At 70.6% G+C, this 18170-nt stretch carries 20 protein-coding genes, 1 tRNA gene and 1 pseudogene; 12 read left to right on the top strand and 10 right to left on the bottom strand.

Translation table 11 applies throughout. The annotated features are described in order from the left end of the window. Positions 1-190: 190 nt before the first annotated feature. The 3 genes from ACWGDB_RS08020 to ACWGDB_RS08030 form a co-directional block, all read right to left on the bottom strand. The gene (locus ACWGDB_RS08020) at positions 191-922 is read right to left on the bottom strand and encodes a nucleotidyltransferase family protein (RefSeq protein ID WP_383607108.1); all 732 of its coding nucleotides are present in this window, start codon (positions 920-922) and stop codon (positions 191-193) included. A 102-nt stretch (positions 923-1024) separates the two neighbouring features. Next, positions 1025-1483, bottom strand: a complete 459-nt coding sequence (locus ACWGDB_RS08025; protein ID WP_453821654.1) for a hypothetical protein — start codon at positions 1481-1483, stop codon at positions 1025-1027. A 235-nt stretch (positions 1484-1718) separates the two neighbouring features. Further along, positions 1719-2810, bottom strand: a complete 1092-nt coding sequence (locus ACWGDB_RS08030) for an ABC transporter ATP-binding protein (RefSeq protein WP_328880817.1) — start codon at positions 2808-2810, stop codon at positions 1719-1721. Positions 2811-3027: 217 nt separating this feature from the next. On the opposite strand from ACWGDB_RS08030, the gene ACWGDB_RS08035 reads away from it, so the two are divergent. From ACWGDB_RS08035 to ACWGDB_RS08055, 5 genes are all read left to right on the top strand, one after another. After that, positions 3028-3102: transfer RNA gene (locus ACWGDB_RS08035), tRNA-Thr, on the top strand. A 235-nt stretch (positions 3103-3337) separates the two neighbouring features. Then, positions 3338-3574, top strand: a complete 237-nt coding sequence (locus ACWGDB_RS08040; protein ID WP_369271890.1) for a hypothetical protein — start codon at positions 3338-3340, stop codon at positions 3572-3574. Positions 3575-3907: 333 nt separating this feature from the next. Then, on the top strand, positions 3908-4270 hold the full coding sequence (locus ACWGDB_RS08045; protein ID WP_453821655.1) for a hypothetical protein: 363 nt from the start codon (positions 3908-3910) through the stop codon (positions 4268-4270). Between the two features lie 172 nt (positions 4271-4442). Then, on the top strand, positions 4443-4766 hold the full coding sequence (locus ACWGDB_RS08050) for a hypothetical protein (RefSeq protein ID WP_453821656.1): 324 nt from the start codon (positions 4443-4445) through the stop codon (positions 4764-4766). 335 nt (positions 4767-5101) lie between these two features. Next, positions 5102-5452, top strand: a complete 351-nt coding sequence (locus ACWGDB_RS08055) for a hypothetical protein (protein ID WP_453821657.1) — start codon at positions 5102-5104, stop codon at positions 5450-5452. Positions 5453-5608: 156 nt separating this feature from the next. Here ACWGDB_RS08055 and ACWGDB_RS08060 read toward each other — a convergent pair whose 3' ends face one another. The 3 genes from ACWGDB_RS08060 to ACWGDB_RS08070 form a co-directional block, all read right to left on the bottom strand. Then, a complete protein-coding gene (locus ACWGDB_RS08060; RefSeq protein WP_453821658.1) occupies positions 5609-5914 on the bottom strand; it encodes a hypothetical protein in 306 nt (101 codons plus the stop codon). A 281-nt stretch (positions 5915-6195) separates the two neighbouring features. Beyond that, complete coding sequence (locus ACWGDB_RS08065) at positions 6196-6480, bottom strand: hypothetical protein (protein ID WP_328426779.1); 285 nt, start codon at positions 6478-6480, stop codon at positions 6196-6198. Between the two features lie 211 nt (positions 6481-6691). After that, positions 6692-7177 carry a hypothetical protein gene (locus ACWGDB_RS08070; RefSeq protein ID WP_453821659.1) on the bottom strand — a complete coding sequence of 162 codons (486 nt, stop codon included), beginning with the start codon at positions 7175-7177 and terminating at the stop codon, positions 6692-6694. A gap of 435 nt (positions 7178-7612) precedes the next feature. On the opposite strand from ACWGDB_RS08070, the gene ACWGDB_RS08075 reads away from it, so the two are divergent. The 6 genes from ACWGDB_RS08075 to ACWGDB_RS08100 all read left to right on the top strand — a co-directional run bounded on the left by ACWGDB_RS08075 (position 7613) and on the right by ACWGDB_RS08100 (position 12912). Further along, positions 7613-8395 carry a hypothetical protein gene (locus ACWGDB_RS08075; RefSeq protein WP_453821660.1) on the top strand — a complete coding sequence of 261 codons (783 nt, stop codon included), beginning with the start codon at positions 7613-7615 and terminating at the stop codon, positions 8393-8395. Between the two features lie 74 nt (positions 8396-8469). Beyond that, positions 8470-8751, top strand: a complete 282-nt coding sequence (locus tag ACWGDB_RS08080; protein WP_383607079.1) for a hypothetical protein — start codon at positions 8470-8472, stop codon at positions 8749-8751. Positions 8752-8825: 74 nt separating this feature from the next. Further along, entirely contained in the window at positions 8826-10115 is a 1290-nt protein-coding gene (locus tag ACWGDB_RS08085; RefSeq protein ID WP_453821661.1) for a WS/DGAT domain-containing protein, read from the top strand. 26 nt (positions 10116-10141) lie between these two features. Continuing rightward, positions 10142-10435 carry an acyl carrier protein gene (locus ACWGDB_RS08090; protein WP_383607073.1) on the top strand — a complete coding sequence of 98 codons (294 nt, stop codon included), beginning with the start codon at positions 10142-10144 and terminating at the stop codon, positions 10433-10435. Then, positions 10432-11640: a beta-ketoacyl-[acyl-carrier-protein] synthase family protein gene (locus tag ACWGDB_RS08095; protein WP_453821662.1), complete on the top strand. Its 1209-nt coding sequence runs from the start codon at positions 10432-10434 to the stop codon at positions 11638-11640. The genes ACWGDB_RS08090 and ACWGDB_RS08095 overlap by 4 nt, the downstream gene beginning before the upstream one ends. A gap of 27 nt (positions 11641-11667) precedes the next feature. Continuing rightward, positions 11668-12912 (top strand): wax ester/triacylglycerol synthase domain-containing protein, encoded by a 1245-nt coding sequence (locus ACWGDB_RS08100; protein ID WP_453821663.1) that lies wholly within the window; start codon positions 11668-11670, stop codon positions 12910-12912. Positions 12913-12970: 58 nt separating this feature from the next. Here the strand turns inward: ACWGDB_RS08100 and ACWGDB_RS08105 are convergent, their stop codons facing one another. Continuing rightward, complete coding sequence (locus ACWGDB_RS08105; protein ID WP_453821664.1) at positions 12971-13885, bottom strand: aminoglycoside phosphotransferase family protein; 915 nt, start codon at positions 13883-13885, stop codon at positions 12971-12973. A gap of 18 nt (positions 13886-13903) precedes the next feature. Between ACWGDB_RS08105 and ACWGDB_RS08110 the strand changes: the two genes are divergently transcribed. Continuing rightward, positions 13904-15310 (top strand): NAD(P)/FAD-dependent oxidoreductase, encoded by a 1407-nt coding sequence (locus tag ACWGDB_RS08110; protein WP_453821665.1) that lies wholly within the window; start codon positions 13904-13906, stop codon positions 15308-15310. Between the two features lie 196 nt (positions 15311-15506). Here ACWGDB_RS08110 and ACWGDB_RS08115 read toward each other — a convergent pair. From ACWGDB_RS08115 to ACWGDB_RS08125, 3 genes and pseudogenes are all read right to left on the bottom strand, one after another. Beyond that, positions 15507-15789, bottom strand: a pseudogene (locus ACWGDB_RS08115) (hypothetical protein); the annotation flags it as partial. Between the two features lie 56 nt (positions 15790-15845). Further along, positions 15846-16826 (bottom strand): zinc-binding dehydrogenase, encoded by a 981-nt coding sequence (locus ACWGDB_RS08120; protein ID WP_453821666.1) that lies wholly within the window; start codon positions 16824-16826, stop codon positions 15846-15848. A gap of 87 nt (positions 16827-16913) precedes the next feature. After that, complete coding sequence (locus ACWGDB_RS08125) at positions 16914-18083, bottom strand: FAD-dependent oxidoreductase (RefSeq protein ID WP_453821667.1); 1170 nt, start codon at positions 18081-18083, stop codon at positions 16914-16916. Between the last annotated feature and the right edge of the window lie 87 nt (positions 18084-18170).

Raw genomic sequence — 18170 nt, forward strand, 5'->3', positions numbered from 1 at the left:
GTGCCGGGGGGTGTCCGCCCGCAGTGGCCGGCGTCAACACGCGGTACCTCTTGGCCTAAGGCGACCGCCGGTCCGAGGACGGACACCCCCCGGCGCGGCCCCGACCCACGACGAAACAGCAGGCGCTACGCGCACCCCCACCACACAGCCACAGGCCGCCGCAGGCATCCCCCGCCCACCCGCCGGAGGCTCACCGCCCCAGCGCCGCCAGTTCCTTCGCCGCCTCCGTCAGGTCCTTCGCCGTGTCGATGGCTCGCCAGTACGCGCCCTGCGGGATCGGGAACCCGGCCAGGCGGCGTTCGCGGGCCAGGTGGGGGAAGGTCGTACGTTCGTGGTCGCCGCGCTCAGGGAGGAGGCCGGCGAAGGCGGGGGAGAAGACGTAGACGCCCGCGTTGATCTCGAAGGTCGACGGCGGCGCCTCGATGAAGTCCGTGATGTGTCCGAAGCCGTCCGTCTGCACCGCGCCCCAGGGAATCCGGGGCCGCGCGAGCGCCAGCGTCGCGACCGCGTCGCGCTCCGCGTGGAAGTCCGCCATGTCGCGCAGCGAGAAACGGGTCCAGATGTCACCGTTGGTCGCGTACCAGGGCCGGTCCGGATGCGGCAGATGCGCCGCCGCGTACTTCAGACCGCCACCCCGCCCGAGCGGCTCCGTCTCCACGACGGTCGTGACCCGCACCGGCAGCTCGGCCGACTTCAGCCAGTCCTGCAGCACCTCGGCGAGATGCCCACAGCTGACCACCACATCGGTCACGCCCTCCTCCGCGAGCCAGACGAGCTGGTGGCCGATGATCGGCGTCCCCGTACCGGGGATCTCCACCATCGGCTTGGGCCGGTCGTCGGTGTACGGGCGCAGCCGGGAACCCTGGCCACCGGCCAGGACAACGGCTTGAACGGGGCGGGACGCGGCGTTCGGATCAGTCATGACCGAACTGTACGCGGCGCCCCGCTCACGGCATTCACCAGCAACCGTTCCTTAATCAGCCGTTACGGTCCGGAAGCGCAGTGTTCTCCGAAAAGGGGATGGCTAGCCGTGCACCGCCGCCACCCCCGACGCGAACGCGGTGTCGCAGACGGGCCGGGCATACGACTGCGCCCGCGTCGGCCCGTACACACGGACCGCCGCACGCCCCAGGGCACGGGCGATCGAGGCGCAGTGCCGCCCCAGCGACGGACGGTCGTGGACGGCCTGCTGGAGGTGGGTGAGGGCGACGCCCGGGTCCTCCTCCTGGAGCTCGGTCAGGAGCTGGTCGCGCAGCACCTCCTGAGGGGCGCGCGGAGCGGCGTTCTTGGTGTCACGCGCGCTCGAGACGTCGGTCGCGGTCAGCACCGAGTCCGAGGGGTTCCCCGACCAGTTGACCCGGGTGACCGCGAGCGTCCCGGAGAGCACCAGGACGACGGGCAGGACGAGGGCGAGAGTGCGGCCGAGCTGGCGGGCGGGGCCCCGCTGGCCGCGTCGTGTCTGTTGGATGGTGGAGTGCTTCACGCGAGTGAGGGTAGCGTTCAGTACTGATATGGCGACATTTGGTCACCGTTTCGGGGGACGAGGAGGTGCCCATTCCCTTGCGGCGTGTTGACGTACAGCGCTCGAAATGGCCGGGTATGCCGGGGTATTTGTCGACAACGAGAAGGGCCCCGCAGCGCTCTGCGGGGCCCTCTTCGTCAACCTGGGTGAATTACCCGGGGTTGTGCTGCCTTTGGCTCGGACGGTCGGCGCTCTCTCAGTCGGAGAGCCGCGCGCCCGTGGAGGTCGCGAACACGTGGCTCTCGCCCGCGCGCGGGACGACGTGCAGCGTGCTGCCCTTCTCCGGGACGTCACGGCCGCTGACGCGGACGACGAGGTCCTTGGTGTCGTCGCCCCCGACCTTGGCGGTGCCGTAGACGTACGCGTCGGCGCCGAGCTCCTCGACGACGTTCACCGTGACCGCGAGGCCCTGGTCCGAGTCGGCGCCGGCCACGTCGAAGTGCTCGGGACGGACACCGACGGTGACGGTCTTGTCGGTGGCGGCGGCGAGCGCGTCGCGGTCGACCGGCACCACCGAGTTGCCGAACTTCACACCGCCGTCGGTGATCGGGACCTCGACCAGGTTCATGGCCGGAGAGCCGATGAAGCCGGCGACGAAGAGGTTGGCCGGGCGGTCGTACATGTTGCGCGGGGTGTCGACCTGCTGGAGCAGACCGTCCTTGAGGACCGCCACGCGGTCGCCCATCGTCATGGCCTCGACCTGGTCGTGGGTGACGTAGACCGTGGTGATGCCGAGACGGCGCTGCAGCGACGCGATCTGCGTACGGGTCGAGACACGGAGCTTGGCGTCCAGGTTGGACAGCGGCTCGTCCATGAGGAAGACCTGCGGCTCACGCACGATGGCGCGGCCCATCGCGACACGCTGGCGCTGACCGCCGGAGAGCGCCTTCGGCTTGCGGCCGAGGTACTCGGTGAGGTCGAGGATCTTCGCCGCGTCCTCGACCTTCTGGCGGATCTCCGCCTTCGGCACGCCGGCGATCTTGAGCGCGAAGCCCATGTTGTCGGCGACGGTCATGTGCGGGTACAGCGCGTAGTTCTGGAACACCATGGCGATGTCCCGGTCCTTCGGCGGCAGGTGCGTGACGTCGCGGTCACCGATGCGGATGGCGCCGGCGTTCACGTCCTCGAGCCCCGCGAGCATCCGGAGCGAGGTGGACTTGCCGCAGCCGGACGGGCCGACCAGAACGAGGAACTCCCCGTCCTCGATCTCGATGTCGAGCGCGTCAACAGCGGGCTTCTCGGAACCCGGGTAGATCCGGGTCGCCTTGTCGAACGAGACAGTGGCCATGATGAATGGGCCCCCTTCTACCGGCAGGAACGTGCCGGACGATCCGTTGTAGGAAGGTGGTTGGTTTAGTCCACATGTGCGGACTGGCTCTGGACGGTACCTGGCGTTCGCCTGATCTGTCAGTACCCGAGGGCATGTGAACTTCGCGGAAATTTTCGACAGGGCCCACTCGGAACCTGGGTACACTGCACGGGCGCGTGCGTGACAGCGCGCGCAGGCCTCCTTAGCTCAGCTGGTCCAGAGCGGCTGTCTTGTAAACAGCAGGTCGTCGGTTCGAATCCGACAGGGGGCTCAATCAGCGCGGGGCGGTTGTCGATGACACCGCCCCGCGGTTCGTTTTTTCATCCCCTCATTTCATTCGCCCGCCGAGCGACTTTGCCGGTCCGCGAATGCACCTTCGAACACCCTCATGTCCCCGCTGGGACACGGGACATGCTCAAAGTGGATTAGCATCGCTACTGCTAGTGTTCGTTCAGTCACAGTAGGCAATCAGCCTCAATGTACATGTAATGAAAACCGAGGGTTCCATGCGCAAGCTTCACCAGGTCATGATCGTCGCGGCGGCGGCCGGCAGCCTGTCCGCCATCGGTGCCGGTACCGGTGTCGCGTACGAGAGCGGGCCGAGTGTGTCCGACCTCTACCGCCCGTACCAGGAGTGCAGCCCGCAGACGGTTGGCGAGGCCTCCATCCCGGTCGCGGTGCTCGGTCTGTCCGAGACCTTCGACACCACTTGCGGCCAGTTCAACAACGCCTTCACTGGCTGAGGTCGGCGGCTTAGTCGTGCGCGACGCCTTCCGCGGGCCCCTTCGGGGTCACTCCCGAAGGGGCCCGTTCATGTGCGGCTGCCCGGAGCGCGAGGCCGCTCCGTGGGTCCGTATGCGTTCGCTGCTGTCCTGAACTCCGGCGCACCGATGAGCGGTTGGTCCCCCGAGGGCCAGCCACCCTCAGGTCGGTCCTTCATTTCTAGCGAAACGGCCCCGAACGTCCGGGATGTGAACCGGACGAGGGGACCCGTCTCTCCGATTTCCCCAGGGCCCGGCGCGGCCGGTTCGCGGTGTATTGCGCTCGGGCACCCCCCGCAAAAGGAGACGCAACACATGTTCAACGGAAAGAAGATCGCGGCTGTCACCGGACTTCTCGGTGGCCTCGCCATGACCTGTCTCGGCGCCGGCCAGGCTCACGCGGCGGGCCCGGGCGTCTGCTCGCTCGACCCCCAGGGCAACATCATCTGCACCCAGCAGGTCCAGGGTCAGACCCCCGAGGGTGACGGGTTCATCGTCCGCCGGTCGGTGAACTGCCAGCCCACCCAGCCCCTGACCCTGCCCACTCCCGGACTTCTGTCCAACGGGCAGACGCGGATCGGCCCCCACATCACCTGCGCCGAAATGTCGCCCGTGCCGGCCTCCGACACCAGCGACACGAACGACGCCAGCCCGCTGCTTTCCCGCATCCTGGGCTGAGCTTCCGACGGCGGATGGCCGGACCGGGTCAACCCGGTCCGGCCATCCGCCGTTTCGTATGCCGACACGACACAGGGAAGGGTGAAAGGTCCCAAATTGCTACGGTTCGTTTGTATATGCTCACATTAAGTAGTCAACCAGGGCTTCATGCCCGGGAAGAAAGGGTCAAACTATGCGCAGGTTTCAGCGCGTTGCGGTCGTAGCCGCAGCGGTCGCAGGGCTGTCCGCCTTCGGTGCCGCCGGCAGTGCCTTCGCTCACGAGGGCGACGGCTTTGACGGTCAGATCGTCTCCGCGGTGTCCACCTCGACGGCCAACGCCGTTGCCACGTGGGGCGTTCCGGCCGACAAGGCGCACGCCGCTCCGCAGGCTGCCCCGCAGGCCGCTCCGCAGGTCGCTCCGGAGGCTGCCCCGCAGGTCGCGCCGGAGGCCGCTCCCAAGGCTGCCGCGCCGGAGTACGGCTACGGCGAGTACTCCGCTCCGTACGCCGCTCAGTAAGGAAGTGCCGAGGGTTCGGTGCGCGAGTCTCAGGGCACTGCGAATGTCGTCGTGACCACCGCGAGGCGGGTGGCTCCCAACTGCGAGACGCAGTCGGCCTCTTAGGGCATCGCCTCGGAGCGTCGCGACGGGCGCATCGAAATCCGTCGGAACACCGTTATGCATATCGCGCGATCCGCACCCCAGCTCCTGGACCGGATCGAGCTGTTTTCGGCGGTGTGCTGGACAACACCCTTAGCAAATGCAGCCCGGACGCGCGGCAGACCCATCAGGGTGCGCGTCCGGGCTGCAGCAGTTTCCGTATCCGACCTTCTCCTTGCAAAGGAACGCCGTACATGATCGGTCGACAGAAGATCGCAACCGTTTCGGGGCTCCTCGGGGCTCTCGCCGTGATCTACAGCGGTGCCGCGCCGGCGTACGCCGACGAAGACCCCAAGGGTGCCTGCACGATCACCGCGCAGGGGGACATCGTCTGCGTCAAGAAGAGCGAGGTCGTCCGCGACGACAAGCGCAACGGCTATGTCGTCAAGCAGAAGCACGACTGCTCGACGACGGAGCGGCCGCGCTTCACGCTCCCCGAGGGCCGCATGGCGGAGGGCGAGTCCACGACGAGCGGCCCGGTCGTGGAATGCAACAACCGGGCGGAGCTGCCCAAGGGCGTCAAGCTCCCCAAATTCGACTTCTGAGGGACTTCTGAGGCGCTTCCGAGGCGCGAACGAAATGCCGGACCGGGTGTGATCCCGGTCCGGCATTTCGTTCTTTCCGGGGCTGTGCCCGGTCGGCAAAAGACCGGTGCCCCGGCCTGAGGGCCGGGGCACCGAGGGGAAGCGTGCGGCTCTAGGTCACTTGCCGCCGACGGTGTTGCTGCAGCCCATGGACGAGCCCAGGCCGGTCTCCTGCGAGCCGGGGTTGCCCTCGCCGTTCAGCAGGTTGCCGCCCAGGCCGTTCGCGATGCCGACCTGGCCGAGGATGTCCACGTTGGCGTCGTGCGACTTGCAGTTGCTGCTCTGCAGGACGCTGAAGCTCGAGCCCGTGCCCTTGTCCTTCTGGCCCCAGCCGCCTCCGTCGGCGTGGGCGACGCCGGCGCCCAGGAGTCCGACGCTCCCGAGAGCGGCGACCAGGACGGCGGCCTTGTGGAGCTTGTGCATATTCATCTCCGGTGGAGTGGAGTGGGTGCGATCCCTGAGAGATCGACTTCGAACAGTTACGGAGGCTAATAGGAAGTATTTGGGAGAAATCGGCGGCACGCCGGTTCGGGGAAAGTCTCACCATCTTGGCCGATGGATAAGGAATTCATATTGTTATAGGGAATTGGAGCGAATTAAGATGCGTATGTGTGAAACAAGAAAGAGTCCCGGTACCGGGCCTGAGGCTCGGTACCGGGACCTGTTTCCCGCTTCGGTCGACTAGGCGACCGTCAGTGCCTGGATCAGAAGGCGCTGTTGTTGCAGCCCATCGACGAGCCCAGGTGGGTGTCCTGCGCGCCCGGGTCGCCCTCGCCGTTGAGCGCGCTGCCCAGCAGGCCGTTGAGGACGCCGACCTGGCCGAGGACGTCGACGTTCAGGTCGTGCGACTTGCAGTTGGAGCTCTGCAGGACGCTGAACTTGCCCCCGTCCTTGCCGCCGTGGCCGTCGGCGGTGGCCGTGCCGGCGCCCAGGAGTCCGACGGTGCCGATGGCCACGGCCACGACGGCAGCCTTGCGAAGCTTGTGCATGTCATCTCCGGTGGAGTGAGGTGGGTGCGATCTGTAGGAGATCGACTTCGTACAGTTACGGAAGATTAATACGAAGTATCCCGTTATGTCCCGTAGGCACGCCGGGGCACATGATCTCGTCGCAGAAGCACCCGGAAGTCGCATCGCCAACCGTGGCGTGAAATGAAAGTGCTGGTCACGGCGGCTCGTTGAGCTCCTCGAGCCGTGCGCTCTAGCGCGACTGGGCGTGGGCGAAGGAGTTCGCCTGGCTGTTGGCCTGGTCGCAGTCGACGCCGCGGGTCTCGGCGGCGGCGAGGACGGCGACCGGGACGGCCGCGTTGAGCACGGACTGCGGGCTGCACTCCTGGTACGGGCGGAACAGGTTGGCCTGCTCCAGCGGGCCGGCCGGCGCCGCGGCGGGCTGCTGGTTGACGTGCGGGCTGATCTTCGGGCTCAGTTGGGGGTTGACCTGCGGGCTGACTTCGGCGCCCCGCTGCGGAGCCGGGGCCGCCTGCCGGTGCGCGGTAGGCGAGTTGGAGGACTGCACGGTCGCCTGCGAGCGGGTCCACGAGGCGGCCTGGGTGTCCGGCTGTCCAACGGGTGCCGGAGCACCGCCGTACCCGAGGGGTACGTCGCCCGCGACGCTGGGCGCGACTCCGATGGCCGACAGACCACTGGCTGCTGCTACGACGAGCGCGACCTGATGAAGCTTGCGCATGGAACCCCGGCCCTTCATTGACCTGTGCTTGGAACGTATGAAAATGCGGCTGCGATGGACCATCGCTCTGACCCTGTGGGGGGAACGAGCCAATTGCCGGGCGGGTCACGTGAGTCGGGGCGTGGTCACCCGTTTGCCAGAGGGTGTTATTCGTCGACAAGCCGCAGAGCCTTTTATCGGATCGATGGCAATGGAGTGACGGAAATTCGGATCCCGTGACCTGGCCGGAGGGAATTCGTTGCCAGCTGGGAGAGGGCAGCGATCTGGAATCAGAGCGAGACAAGAGGATCCGCTGCCTGCTCCGGCGTGAAGTCCACATGACAGCTCAGGCATTACCCCTGTAAGGGCGCAGTACGAATATCAGACTGAGCGCACGCACGACTGCACTGAATACAACGGATTTCCCTGTACAGGTAATGAAGGGCCGAGGGTTCCATGCGCAAGCTTCACAAGGCCGCGCTCGTCGTAGCAGCGGCCGGCGGTCTGACCGCCATCGGCGCCGGCGTCAGCGAGGCCGCCGACTATCCCGTCGGGTACAGCGGTGCTCCGGCGCCCGCTCCTGAGTATCAGGCGCCTCAGTACGCTCCGGCGCCTCCTCCCCAGTACGCGGCGCCCCAGTACGCTCCGGCGCCGGCTCCGCAGTACGCGGCGCCTCAGTACGCTCCGGCGCCGGCTCCGCAGTACGCCGCACCTCAGTACGCTCCGGCGCCTGCCCCGCAGTACGCGCCGCCCCAGCAGAGTGCTCCGCAGGCGACGGCGGTGACCAGGTCGACGGGCACCGCCCAGGTCACGCGTCCGCAGTCGGCGCCCCACTACGCGGCCCCGGCGCCCGCGCCGGCCCCGGCCCCGCAGCAGCAGTCCGGTTACGCCTCCGCCTCGGCCACCTCGGGCGGCTTCGCGCAGGCCTCCGGCTCGCCGCAGGCTTCGGCGCCGGCCGCTGCCCAGCCGTCCGTTCCGCAGGTCGTTCCGCAGGTCACCCCGCAGACGGCACCGCAGGTGATGCCGCAGGTCGCCCCGCAGGTCTCCGCACCGCAGGTCTTCAACCCGGAGCCCGCGCCGAAGGTCGCTCCGCAGGTGAACCCGCAGGTGAACCCTGAGGTGAACCCGCTCATCAACCCGCTGATCTCGCCGGCCAGCGCACCGCAGGTGCCCGGGCTCGGCCTCGGCCAGGTCGCGGCGCCTCCGGTGGGCCAGCTGGGTCTGCCCCGGCTCGGCTGACAGCCGTTCCGTAACTCGCCACCGTTCCACAGCGTTTCGCTGCACCCCACATCCGCTCGACCAACGGAGTAGAAATGCGCAAGCTTCAGAAGGTCGCCCTCATGGGCGCCGTCCTCGGCAGTGTCGGCTCCTTCGGTGTCGGTACCGCCTTCGCCCACGGTGAGGCGCGGGCCCACGACGTCGACATCACGCAGGGCATCGAGTGTCGCTCGCACGACATGAACATCGATGTCCTCGGCAGCCTCGGTCTCATCAACGGCGCGCTGGGCAACGCCCTCAACGGCGAAGGCTCCCCGGGTGCGCAGCCCAGCCACCTCGGCTCGGACATGGGCTGCAACAGCGGAGCGCTCAAGTAGACCGTAGGAAATATTCGGTTCAACGCCCGCTCCATCACGGGGCGGGCGTTTGGACTGCGAGCCGGAGAGACCGCATGAGACTGTCCTATGCCGACGAGATGCTGCTGTTCAACGGGTGTCCGGGCGTCATCGGCCTGGCGGCGGTCCTCTCCGGCGAGCAGCCCGATGTGGATCAGGTGCGGGCCCTCGTCGCCGAGCGGTGGGCGGGCATGGAGCGGATGAACTGCGTGCTCGAGGGGCCGAAGGGCGGTGGCGGGACGGCGCGGCCGGGTCTGTTCGGCCGGCCCGGGCGGTCAGGGCGGGTGCGGTGGGTCGTACCGGGGCCGTTCGATCCCGTCGTGCAGGTCGCCGTGGCGCGGCACAAGTTGGACGACCTGTGGGCGGAGAGCGTGCGCCGGCCGCTCGCCGGCGGGGTGCCGCCCTGGCGGCTCTTCGTCGTTCCGGACGCGACGCACGGCGGTGACTTCGCCCTGGCGCTCGTCGCCCAGCACGCACTGCTGGACGGGCGTTCCCTGGCGACGTTGATGCGCTCGCTGATGGACAGCCCCGTGACGGTACGGGAGTCTGCCCGGCCGGTGCCGCTCGCGCGGTCCGGGCTGCTGGCCGCGGGCCGCGAGCTCAGGACGATGACGGCCGCGGGGCAATCCCTGCCGATGCGGCCGCCCGGGCGGGCGTGCTCCTCGGTCGCGGTGACGGAACTGCCCGCGCACACGATCCGATCCGCACGCCGGCAACCCGCCGACGGCCGTGGCGCGACGCTGAACGAGCTCCTGGTGGGTGCCGTGGCCGGGGCACTGCGCGCGCAGTACGGTCCGGTGCGGCGGTGGCGGCAGCGGGACGAGCCCGTCTACACGGCCGTACCGTGTGACCTGCGCAGTCGCGCGAACACGGGGGAACTCGGGAACACCCTCACGGTGATCCGGGTTCCGCTGCCCGTCGACGTGGACGGTCCCGTGGCGCGGCTGCGGGCCTGCCAGGCCGCGATGGCCACCGTCCCCGACCGGGCCGCCGTCCACGCGAACGTGCTGTTCCCCGCCGCAGAAGCGGTTCGCCGGACGGGCTCCTGGGTCACCAGGTTTCTGGCCGGCCGCAGCCGGCCCTCCTGCTTCGCGGCGACCGCGACCACGGCCATGAAGTGGCCCGGCGGATCGAGCACCTTCCAGGGCCGCCGGCTGGTGCGCACGGTCGGGCTGCCGCCCCTGCAGTACCCGGGCACCGTCAGCCTGACCCTGGCCCAGGCGGGGGACGCGTTCACGCTCACCGTGGTGTGCAACCTGCGCCCGAACGACGCGGGACGGCTCGCGGAGGCGGTCGTCACGGAGTTCGAGACATGGGCCCGGATGGCGACGCCGTCAGTGCCCTGACGGCACCAGGAGATGGAGGCAGTTGCATGGAAGCGGAACACGGCGGCGTAGCGGGACACGGCGACGTATGGGAAGCGCTGCGCCCGCTGTGCGCGCGGGTGATGTCGGTGCCGCCGGAGGCGGTGGTCCCGCAGGCCCGGCTGGTCGCCGACCTGGGAGCCGACAGCCTGGACATCACCGAACTGGAGGCGGCGTCGGAGGAGTTGTTCGGGGTGTCCCTGCGGGGGACCGACAAGGCCGCGGTGTCCACCGTGGGCGATGTCGCCGACCTCATCGTGCGGCTGCGTACCCCTGCCGCCCGCACCCCCCTCGCCCGATGACCGGCCGACCCGTTGTCGCCGTCACCGGCCTGGGAGTTCGCTGCGCGGCCGGAGCGAGTCCGGCCGCGCTCTGGGAGAGTCTCGTGCAGTGCCGTTCGGCGACGCGGCTGCACGCGTTCGACGACGAGGGCGCGGTCCGCTACCCCGCCTGCCCGATGACCGACTTCGATCCCACCGGCTATCTCGCGCCCAAGGAGGTACGGCGGGCGGACAGGTCGGTGCAGCTGGCCGTGTGCGCGGCCGTGGATGCCGTGGAGGACGCCGGCGGACTGCACGTCGGTGCCGGGCGGCGGGCGGTGGTCACCGGCACCGGGTACGGCGGGGTGATCAGTCAGGAGAACGGCATCGGCCACCCCGATGTGCTCTACGCGCCCCGGCTGATGAACAACGCGGGTGCCTACTGGGTCAGTGCCCGCCTCGGCATCACCGGACCCAGTCTGACGATCTCCACCGCCTGTGCCTCGGGCACGCATGCGGTGGGTGAGGCGATGCAGATGATCCGGGCGGGGTGCGCGGACGTGGTGGTCGCGGGGGGCCATGACAGCCCGCTGACACCCACGACCGCGCTCGCCTTCGGGCGGGCCGGTGCGATGGTCACCGAGTGCGAGGATCCCTCTTCCGCGTCACGGCCGTTCGACGTCGGGCGGCGCGGGTTCGTCCTCGCCGAAGGGGCCGCCTTCCTGGTGCTGGAGCGGCTGGACCTCGCCCGCGCGCGGGGCGCCCGGATCTACGCCACGCTGACCGGCTACGGACGTACCTCCGACGCCCACCACCTCACGGCGCCGCACCCCGACGGTGCGGGGGCCCGGGCGTGCATGGAGCAGGCGCTCGCCGACGCCGGTGCGACGGCCGACGCCGTCACCCACGTCAACGCGCACGGCACCGGCACCGAGCTGAACGACCTCGCGGAAGCGCAGGCCATCGCGGCCGTGTTCGGCCCGCGTGCGGTGCCGGTCACCGCGCCCAAGGCCGTGACCGGGCACGGGCTCGGACTGGCCGGAGCGCTGGAGGCGGTGATCACGGCCTGGTCCGTGCGGGAAGGGCTCGCGCCTCCGACCGCCCATCTGACGCGGCTGGACCCCCGGTGCGAACTGGACGTGGTCACCGGTGAACCGCGCAAGATCCTGGACGGGCCGGTGCTCAGCAACAGCTTCGCCTTCGGCGGTCACAACGCCTGTGTCGTGTTCGACTCACCCCGCGGTTGATCACGAGAGCACGAGAGGTTGTGGAGCATGCGGCTGACCGCCGTCGAGGAAGGGCACCTGCGCAACGGGATGCCGGGGACGATCGGTATCGCCGCGGTGTTTCCCGGTGCGCCGTTCGACCTGGCGCAGGTGCGGTCCCGGGTCCGCGACCGGTGGGGCGGGCTGGACCGGATGAGTCTGGTGCTCCGGCGCCCCGGCGGACCGGCCGCGCTGTCGGGCCATCGATGGCGGACGGCCCGGCCGTTCGATCCCGTCGCGCACGTCACCGCCACCGACCAGGACCTGCGGTCCCTGCTCACCGACGGCGTCAGCGACCTGCTGCCGGCTGAACGGCCCCTGTGGCGGCTGCTGGTCACGCGGCACGGCATCGTGCTGCTCGCCCATCATGCGCTGCTGGACGGCAGATCCCTGGAGATGCTGTTCCGGCTGCTGATGGACGACGCCGTGACCCCGCGGCCCGGCGTCCCGGCCGGGGCGGACCCCGCCGCGGTCGTGCGGCAGCGTTCGCGCGTCGGTGCCCGCACCGTGTACCGGGAGTTGCGGCGCATCGGGTTCCCCGGCCAGTCCCTGCCCGCGACGCCCGAACTGCGGCCCTCGGTGGCCGTGGTCGAGCTGGACCCGCAGGTGATGCGGGCCGCCCGACGGCAGCCGGCCGGCGGGCGCGGAGCGACCCTCAACGAGCTGCTGCTGAGCGCGTACGCCGGCGCCCTGCACGCCTGCTACGGGCCCCTGCGGACCTGGCCGAACGCACCGACCCCCCTCTACGCCACGGTGCCGGTCGACCTGCGGAACCGCCAGAACGCGGGCCAACTCGGCAACGGCGTCACCGCGCTGCGCATGCCGCTGCCCGTCGACGTCGAGTCTCCGGTGGCCCGGCTGCAGGCATGCCAGGACGAGGTCGCGGGGTTCGACCGCCGCTGCGACGCCCACCGCGCGTTCCTTCCCGCGCTGAAGGGCGCCGCACGGACCGTGCCGTGGCTGGCCGGGGTGATGGCCGAGCGGCTGGCCCGCCCCGAGCTCACCACGAGCCTGTGCACCGCGTTCAAGTGGCGTGACAACCCGAGCCGCCTGCACGGCCGCCCGCTGGCCCGCATCGTTCCCCTGCCGCAGCTGTCCCCACCCGGCACGGCGAACCTCTGCCTCGTACACACCGCCGACGCCTACACACTCACCGTCGTCAGCCACCTGCGCGCCGGTGACGCCGAGATGATCGGTGACGCGGTGGCCCAGGAACTGAAGGCGGTGGCGGCGTCTGCCGCGTGGGTGAGCTGAAGGGCAGCGTCCGGTCAGGCGCGGTCGGCGGGTGACGACCTCGTGCGCGTGAGCGAGGTCAGTCGCGCAGCCTTCTGGCGATCTCCAGTTGCTCCTCGTCCAGCGGGCCGCCGTCCTCGATGTCCCAGAGGCAGTTCTGCAGGAGCCGGCCGTAGGTCCATGCACGCGCGCGTGCGCGGTCCAGGGCGAGGACGTCGGTCATGGCGTCGAAGCGCCAGCGGATGTCGTCGGCGTCGAAGCGGTTGGCGAGGGCGGGCCACAGTTCGAAGCCCGGGTCGCCGGCGAGGGGCTTGGGGTCGATGGCGAGCCAGGGGGCGCGTGCGGAGGCGAGGACGTTCTCGTCGTGGAGGTCCCAGTGCAGCAGGCGGTCGCCCGGTTCGTCGACGACTTCGCGTACGGCGGCGGCGCAGTCGGCGACGACACGGCGGGCCTCCGGGTCCGGGATCTGCCGCAGCGCATCGGGCGTCTGCTCCAGCATGTCCTGCGCGATGTCGCCGAGGCGGCGCAGGCCGGCGGGTGCCGGGAAGGACGTGAGGTGGGCCAGCAGGCGGGCGATGACCAGGACCGACTCGTGGACGTCCGGCTGGTGCGCGAGCATGCGGGACGAGTCGAGGCGTTCGAGGAGCATGGTGCCGGTGGGCTTGTCGTGGTCGAGGAGGCGTACCGCCCCGTCGCCGTCCCACAGGCGCAGGGCGACCGGTTCGCCCTCGCTCTCCTCGTCGAGGAGCTGCAGCTTCAGCACGGCCGGGGTGCCGTCCCGGCGGGTCACGGGCAGGACCAGGGCGCTGACCCCGTGCATCGGCCGTCCGTCGACCGTCAGCTCCCAGCGGTCGAGGAACCCGGCCGTCAGGTCCGGGAGCCCGGCGATGAAGGCACGGCCCGCCTCCCCGTTGTACTCCTGCTGTGAGGCGGTGAGCTCCTGCGGAATGTCGATCACTTTGCGGACCCTACTGGGCTGCCGGAATCGGCTCACGCGAATTAACGTCCTCCCATGAGCAGCTCGGTCAACGGTGCCGTGAACGGCGCCATCTCCTTCTGGTACGCGCACGACGGCCTCCCCGCGGTGCGTGAGCCGCTCGCGGGGGACACCTCCGCGGACGTGGTGATCGTGGGCGGCGGGTACACGGGACTGTGGACGGCGTACTACCTCAAGAAGGCCGTCCCCTTCCTGCGGATCACCGTCCTGGAACAGAAGTTCTGCGGCTACGGCGCCTCCGGACGCAACGGCGGCTGGCTGTACAACGGCATCGCGGGCCGCGACCGGTACGCGAAGCTGCACGGCCACGAGGCCGCCGTACGGCTGCAGCGTGCGATGAACGACACCGTTGACGAGGTCGTTCGGGCCGCCGCGGAAGAGGGCATCGACGCGGACGTCCACAAGGGCGGGGTGCTCGAAGTCGCCCGTACGCCCGCCCAGTTGGCGCGGCTGAAGGAGTTCCACGCGCACGAGCTGTCGTACGGCGAGAAGGACCGCGAGCTGTACGGCGCCCGCGAGACCGCCGAGCGGATCCGGGTGGCCGACGCCGTCGGCTCGACGTGGACGCCGCACGGCGCGCGCCTGCACCCCGTCAAGCTGGTCAAGGGGCTCGCGGCGGCCGTCGAGGCGCTGGGCGTGACGATCCACGAGCTGACGCCGGTCACGGAGATCCGGCCCAAGCACGCGGTCACCCCGTACGGCACCGTCCGCGCGCCCTACGTCCTGCGCTGCACCGAGGGCTTCACGGCGGGCCTGAAGGGCCAGCGGCGGACCTGGCTGCCGATGAACTCGTCGATGATCGCCACCGAGCCGCTGTCGCAGGAGCAGTGGGAGTCGGTGGGCTGGGCGGGCCTGGAGACGCTCGGCGACATGGCGCACGCCTACATGTACGCGCAGCGCACGGCCGACGGGCGGATCGCGCTGGGCGGGCGCGGGGTGCCGTACCGATTCGGCTCGCGCACCGACAACGACGGCCGGACGCAGCCCGAGACCATCGAGGCCCTGCGGGAGATCCTCGTCGGGTTCTTCCCGGCACTGGCCGGGGTGCGCATCGAGCACGCCTGGTCGGGCGTACTGGGCGTACCGCGCGACTGGTGCGCCACCGTCACCCTGGACCGGTCGACGGGGATCGGCTGGGCGGGCGGCTACGTCGGCTCGGGCGTGGCCACCGCAAACCTCGCCGCGCGCACGCTCCGCGATCTCGTCCAACTGGACTCGGGACAGGGCCTGCAGACCGAACTGATCGACCTGCCCTGGGTCGGGCACAAGGTCCGCAAGTGGGAGCCGGAGCCGCTGCGGTGGCTCGGTGTGCAGGGCCTGTACGCCACCTACCGGGCCGCCGACCGGCGGGAGCGGCTGAGCGGCGCGGGGGAGTCGTCGCGGCTGGCCCGGGTGGCCGACCGGGTGGCCGGGCGGCACTGACATGCCCACCGCCGGGGCGGTGGGTGGGGGAGGGGCTCCGCGGTCCGGTGGGGCCCCTCCCCCCGTTTGTGGAGGCCGGTCGGGGGTGGCGGTCAGGCCACCGGCTCCGGGATCTGCGCCTCCTGTGCGGCGCCGTGCTTCGGGGGGTTTCGCCGTCACCATCAGGGCAGCGACCACACCGGCCGGGAGCATGATGGCGGCGGCCCACCAGGTCGGCGATCCGGCCGCCCGGCAGGAGCAGTCCGCCGAAGGCCAGGGTGTATGCGGTGATCACCCTCCCCCACTGCCCTAAAGGCGTGGGGGACCCCCAGGCGGTTGCCGTCGGATATCCCGAGGTCCTGCTGCGCGGATGGGAGCGCGATGTTCACGATGGTCGCGTCCAGGACGACCATGGGCTGGGCGAGCGCGATGATCACCAGACCCCACCAGCGGCGGGGATCGACGTCCCGGGCGTGTTCACCCGTTCGGGTGACGGTCACCCGGTCAGAAGACCATGATTCGGGGTGTATCGCATCCGGGGAGTGCTTGTGGCCGGTCAGGGCTCCAGCACCACTTTTCCGGTGGTCGCACGGGTTTCGAGGGCGCGGTGCGCGGCTGCCGCCCCGGCGAGCGGGAAGCGCTGCACGGCCGGGGTGAGGCGCCCCGCGGCGGCCTCGGCGAGAGCATGCAGCTCGAGGGTCCGCACGGGGTTGGGGCCGCCGGCCCGGCGCATCATCGCGGGGCCGAGGACGTTCTCGGAGACGCCGTCGACCAGGTAGGGCTCACCGTCGTGCAGCCCCTGTCCGGACCAGCCGAAGACGAGGTGCCTGCCGCCCGGCGCGAGCAGGGCGACGCACGCGCGGGCCACGTCGCCGCCGACGCCGTCGAAGACGACCGTGGCACCCCGGCCGCCCAGGAAGGCGCGCACCTTCGCGGGCCACGCCGGGTCCGTGTAGTCGACGGCGAGATCGGCGCCGTTGTCCCGTACCCGGGCCGCCTTCTCCGGCCCCCCGGCCAGCCCCACGACGACGGCGCCGGCGTTCTTCGCGTACTGCACGAGCAGGGTGCCGATGCCGCCCGCCGCCGCCGGGACCAGGGCCACCGTGTCCGGGCCGAGCTCGGCGAACTGCAGGATCCCCATCGCCGTACGCCCCGTTCCGATCATGGCGACGGCCTCGGCGAAGTCGAGGTTCTCCGGGATCTCGTGGACGCGGTCGACGTCCGTGACGGCGAGTTCGGCATAACCGCCCGGGGCGAACCCGAGGTGGGCGACGACGCGCTTGCCGAGCCAGAGCCGCGCGACGCCCTCACCGAGGGACTCGACGACTCCGGCGACCTCACGGCCGGGGATCGTGGGCAGCGCCGGCGGCTCGGGCGCCGGGCCCTGGATGCCCTCGCGCAGGGCCGTGTCGAGCAGATGGACGCCGGCCACGGCCACGGCGATCCGGACCTGGCCGGGTCCTGGTACGGGGTCGTCGAGCTCCTCGTGGGTGAGGTTCTCGGCCGGGCCGAAGGAGTGCAGACGGATGGCGTGCATCGGGATCCCCCAGGAGACGGGCCACGTGGACGGGCCACGTGGAGCTGGCCATGTGCTCGGAAGCTGTCGGGAAGCCAGCCTTCAACCTCAAGCTTGCTTGAGGTCAAGGGCGTTCCGGCCGAGGGCCAGGGAGACGGCCGTGAGCGCGCTGTTGAAGGAGACCTCGGACAGCACGCCGGGGGCGGCGACCTGGTCCCCCGCCAGGTAGCGCCCGTCACCCCGGTCGACGGCCGGGCGGTCGCGCCAGCTGGTGCCGGGCAGGTCGACGGCGCCCGTACGGCCGTTCGCCACGGACGCGCGCCGCCAGGTGACGCGCTCGCGCCAGCCGGGGAAACCGAGGTCGAGGAGTTGCTCGGCACGCGCGATGCCGGCCGCCTTGTTCTCGTGCGGGGCGATCGGGATCTGCCCCTGGATCAGCTGTTCCCCGGCCGGCGCCAGCGACCGGTCCTGCGCGGTGAACCGCTCCAGCCACCCGGTCTCGTCGAGATCGGAGACCGCGAAGGCATCCCCGCGCCGGGTGCGCACGGCGAGGTCGATGAGTGCCGTACGCCCGCTGGTCCACGTCAGCGAGTCGTCCCTGAGGAGGCGGCGGGCGGCGTCGAGTGAGGTCGCGACGACGACGGGCGCGTCGGTGCTCAGGTCGTCGAGGCTGTCGATGCGTGAGAGGGTCTCCATCCGCACCCCGAGATTCCACGCCCGGGCCGCCATCCGGTCGATCACGGTCGCCCAGCCGCCGCGCGGGTAGTGCGCCTCCGGCGGCAACTTGGTGGCCCGGCGCAGCCGCTCCTGCACGAACGCCGCGGACAGGGCGCCGGGGTCGTGGTGGAACAGCGCGACGGCGGAGTAGTGCGCGGCGGCACGGGCGCCCTCCTCGCCGGCGATCCCGGTGGCCCACGTCATGAAGTCGACGTCCACGGGAGCCTGCGGCACCCCCCGGCGCAGCAGCTTGAGCATGGCGAACGGCGGGGTGCGACGCAGGACGCCCCGGTGCCGCAGCCGCAGCCGGGCCGCCTCCAGGGGCGGGATCGGCGCGAGCGGCCCGATGAGGTCCCGCTGCTTGAGCCAGGCCCAGTGCGGGCCTCCGTTGTAGAGGGCGTGCGGTCCTTCGTTCGTCCGGTACGGCCCCTCGGCGGTCCGCGCCCGCCCGCCGAGGGTGTGGTGGGCTTCGTACACGGTGACCTTGGCGCCCGCCTCTGCGGCGGTGATGGCCGCGGTGAGTCCGGCGAAGCCGCCGCCGATGACGGTGATGCGGTGCATGACTGGGGTCTCCCTCGTGCTCGGGTCGCCTTGCTTCCCTGTTCTGTGAGTACGACGGTCCTGGGCGCCCGGAATGTGACATGGGGG

Source organism: Streptomyces sp. NPDC055013, from assembly GCF_053608645.1.

What these genes read in the sequence shown, in the direction of transcription:
- ACWGDB_RS08020 (WP_383607108.1), bottom strand. Translation starts at nt 922, where the DNA reads ATGACTGATCCGAACGCCGCGTCCCGCCCCGTTCAAGCCGTTGTCCTG.
- ACWGDB_RS08030 (WP_328880817.1), bottom strand. Translation starts at nt 2,810, where the DNA reads ATGGCCACTGTCTCGTTCGACAAGGCGACCCGGATCTACCCGGGTTCC.
- ACWGDB_RS08040 (WP_369271890.1), top strand. Translation starts at nt 3,338, where the DNA reads ATGCGCAAGCTTCACCAGGTCATGATCGTCGCGGCGGCGGCCGGCAGC.
- ACWGDB_RS08045 (WP_453821655.1), top strand. Translation starts at nt 3,908, where the DNA reads ATGTTCAACGGAAAGAAGATCGCGGCTGTCACCGGACTTCTCGGTGGC.
- ACWGDB_RS08050 (WP_453821656.1), top strand. Translation starts at nt 4,443, where the DNA reads ATGCGCAGGTTTCAGCGCGTTGCGGTCGTAGCCGCAGCGGTCGCAGGG.
- ACWGDB_RS08055 (WP_453821657.1), top strand. Translation starts at nt 5,102, where the DNA reads ATGATCGGTCGACAGAAGATCGCAACCGTTTCGGGGCTCCTCGGGGCT.
- ACWGDB_RS08060 (WP_453821658.1), bottom strand. Translation starts at nt 5,914, where the DNA reads ATGCACAAGCTCCACAAGGCCGCCGTCCTGGTCGCCGCTCTCGGGAGC.
- ACWGDB_RS08065 (WP_328426779.1), bottom strand. Translation starts at nt 6,480, where the DNA reads ATGCACAAGCTTCGCAAGGCTGCCGTCGTGGCCGTGGCCATCGGCACC.
- ACWGDB_RS08070 (WP_453821659.1), bottom strand. Translation starts at nt 7,177, where the DNA reads ATGCGCAAGCTTCATCAGGTCGCGCTCGTCGTAGCAGCAGCCAGTGGT.
- ACWGDB_RS08075 (WP_453821660.1), top strand. Translation starts at nt 7,613, where the DNA reads ATGCGCAAGCTTCACAAGGCCGCGCTCGTCGTAGCAGCGGCCGGCGGT.
- ACWGDB_RS08080 (WP_383607079.1), top strand. Translation starts at nt 8,470, where the DNA reads ATGCGCAAGCTTCAGAAGGTCGCCCTCATGGGCGCCGTCCTCGGCAGT.
- ACWGDB_RS08085 (WP_453821661.1), top strand. Translation starts at nt 8,826, where the DNA reads ATGAGACTGTCCTATGCCGACGAGATGCTGCTGTTCAACGGGTGTCCG.
- ACWGDB_RS08090 (WP_383607073.1), top strand. Translation starts at nt 10,142, where the DNA reads ATGGAAGCGGAACACGGCGGCGTAGCGGGACACGGCGACGTATGGGAA.
- ACWGDB_RS08095 (WP_453821662.1), top strand. Translation starts at nt 10,432, where the DNA reads ATGACCGGCCGACCCGTTGTCGCCGTCACCGGCCTGGGAGTTCGCTGC.
- ACWGDB_RS08100 (WP_453821663.1), top strand. Translation starts at nt 11,668, where the DNA reads ATGCGGCTGACCGCCGTCGAGGAAGGGCACCTGCGCAACGGGATGCCG.
- ACWGDB_RS08110 (WP_453821665.1), top strand. Translation starts at nt 13,904, where the DNA reads ATGAGCAGCTCGGTCAACGGTGCCGTGAACGGCGCCATCTCCTTCTGG.
- ACWGDB_RS08120 (WP_453821666.1), bottom strand. Translation starts at nt 16,826, where the DNA reads ATGCACGCCATCCGTCTGCACTCCTTCGGCCCGGCCGAGAACCTCACC.
- ACWGDB_RS08125 (WP_453821667.1), bottom strand. Translation starts at nt 18,083, where the DNA reads ATGCACCGCATCACCGTCATCGGCGGCGGCTTCGCCGGACTCACCGCG.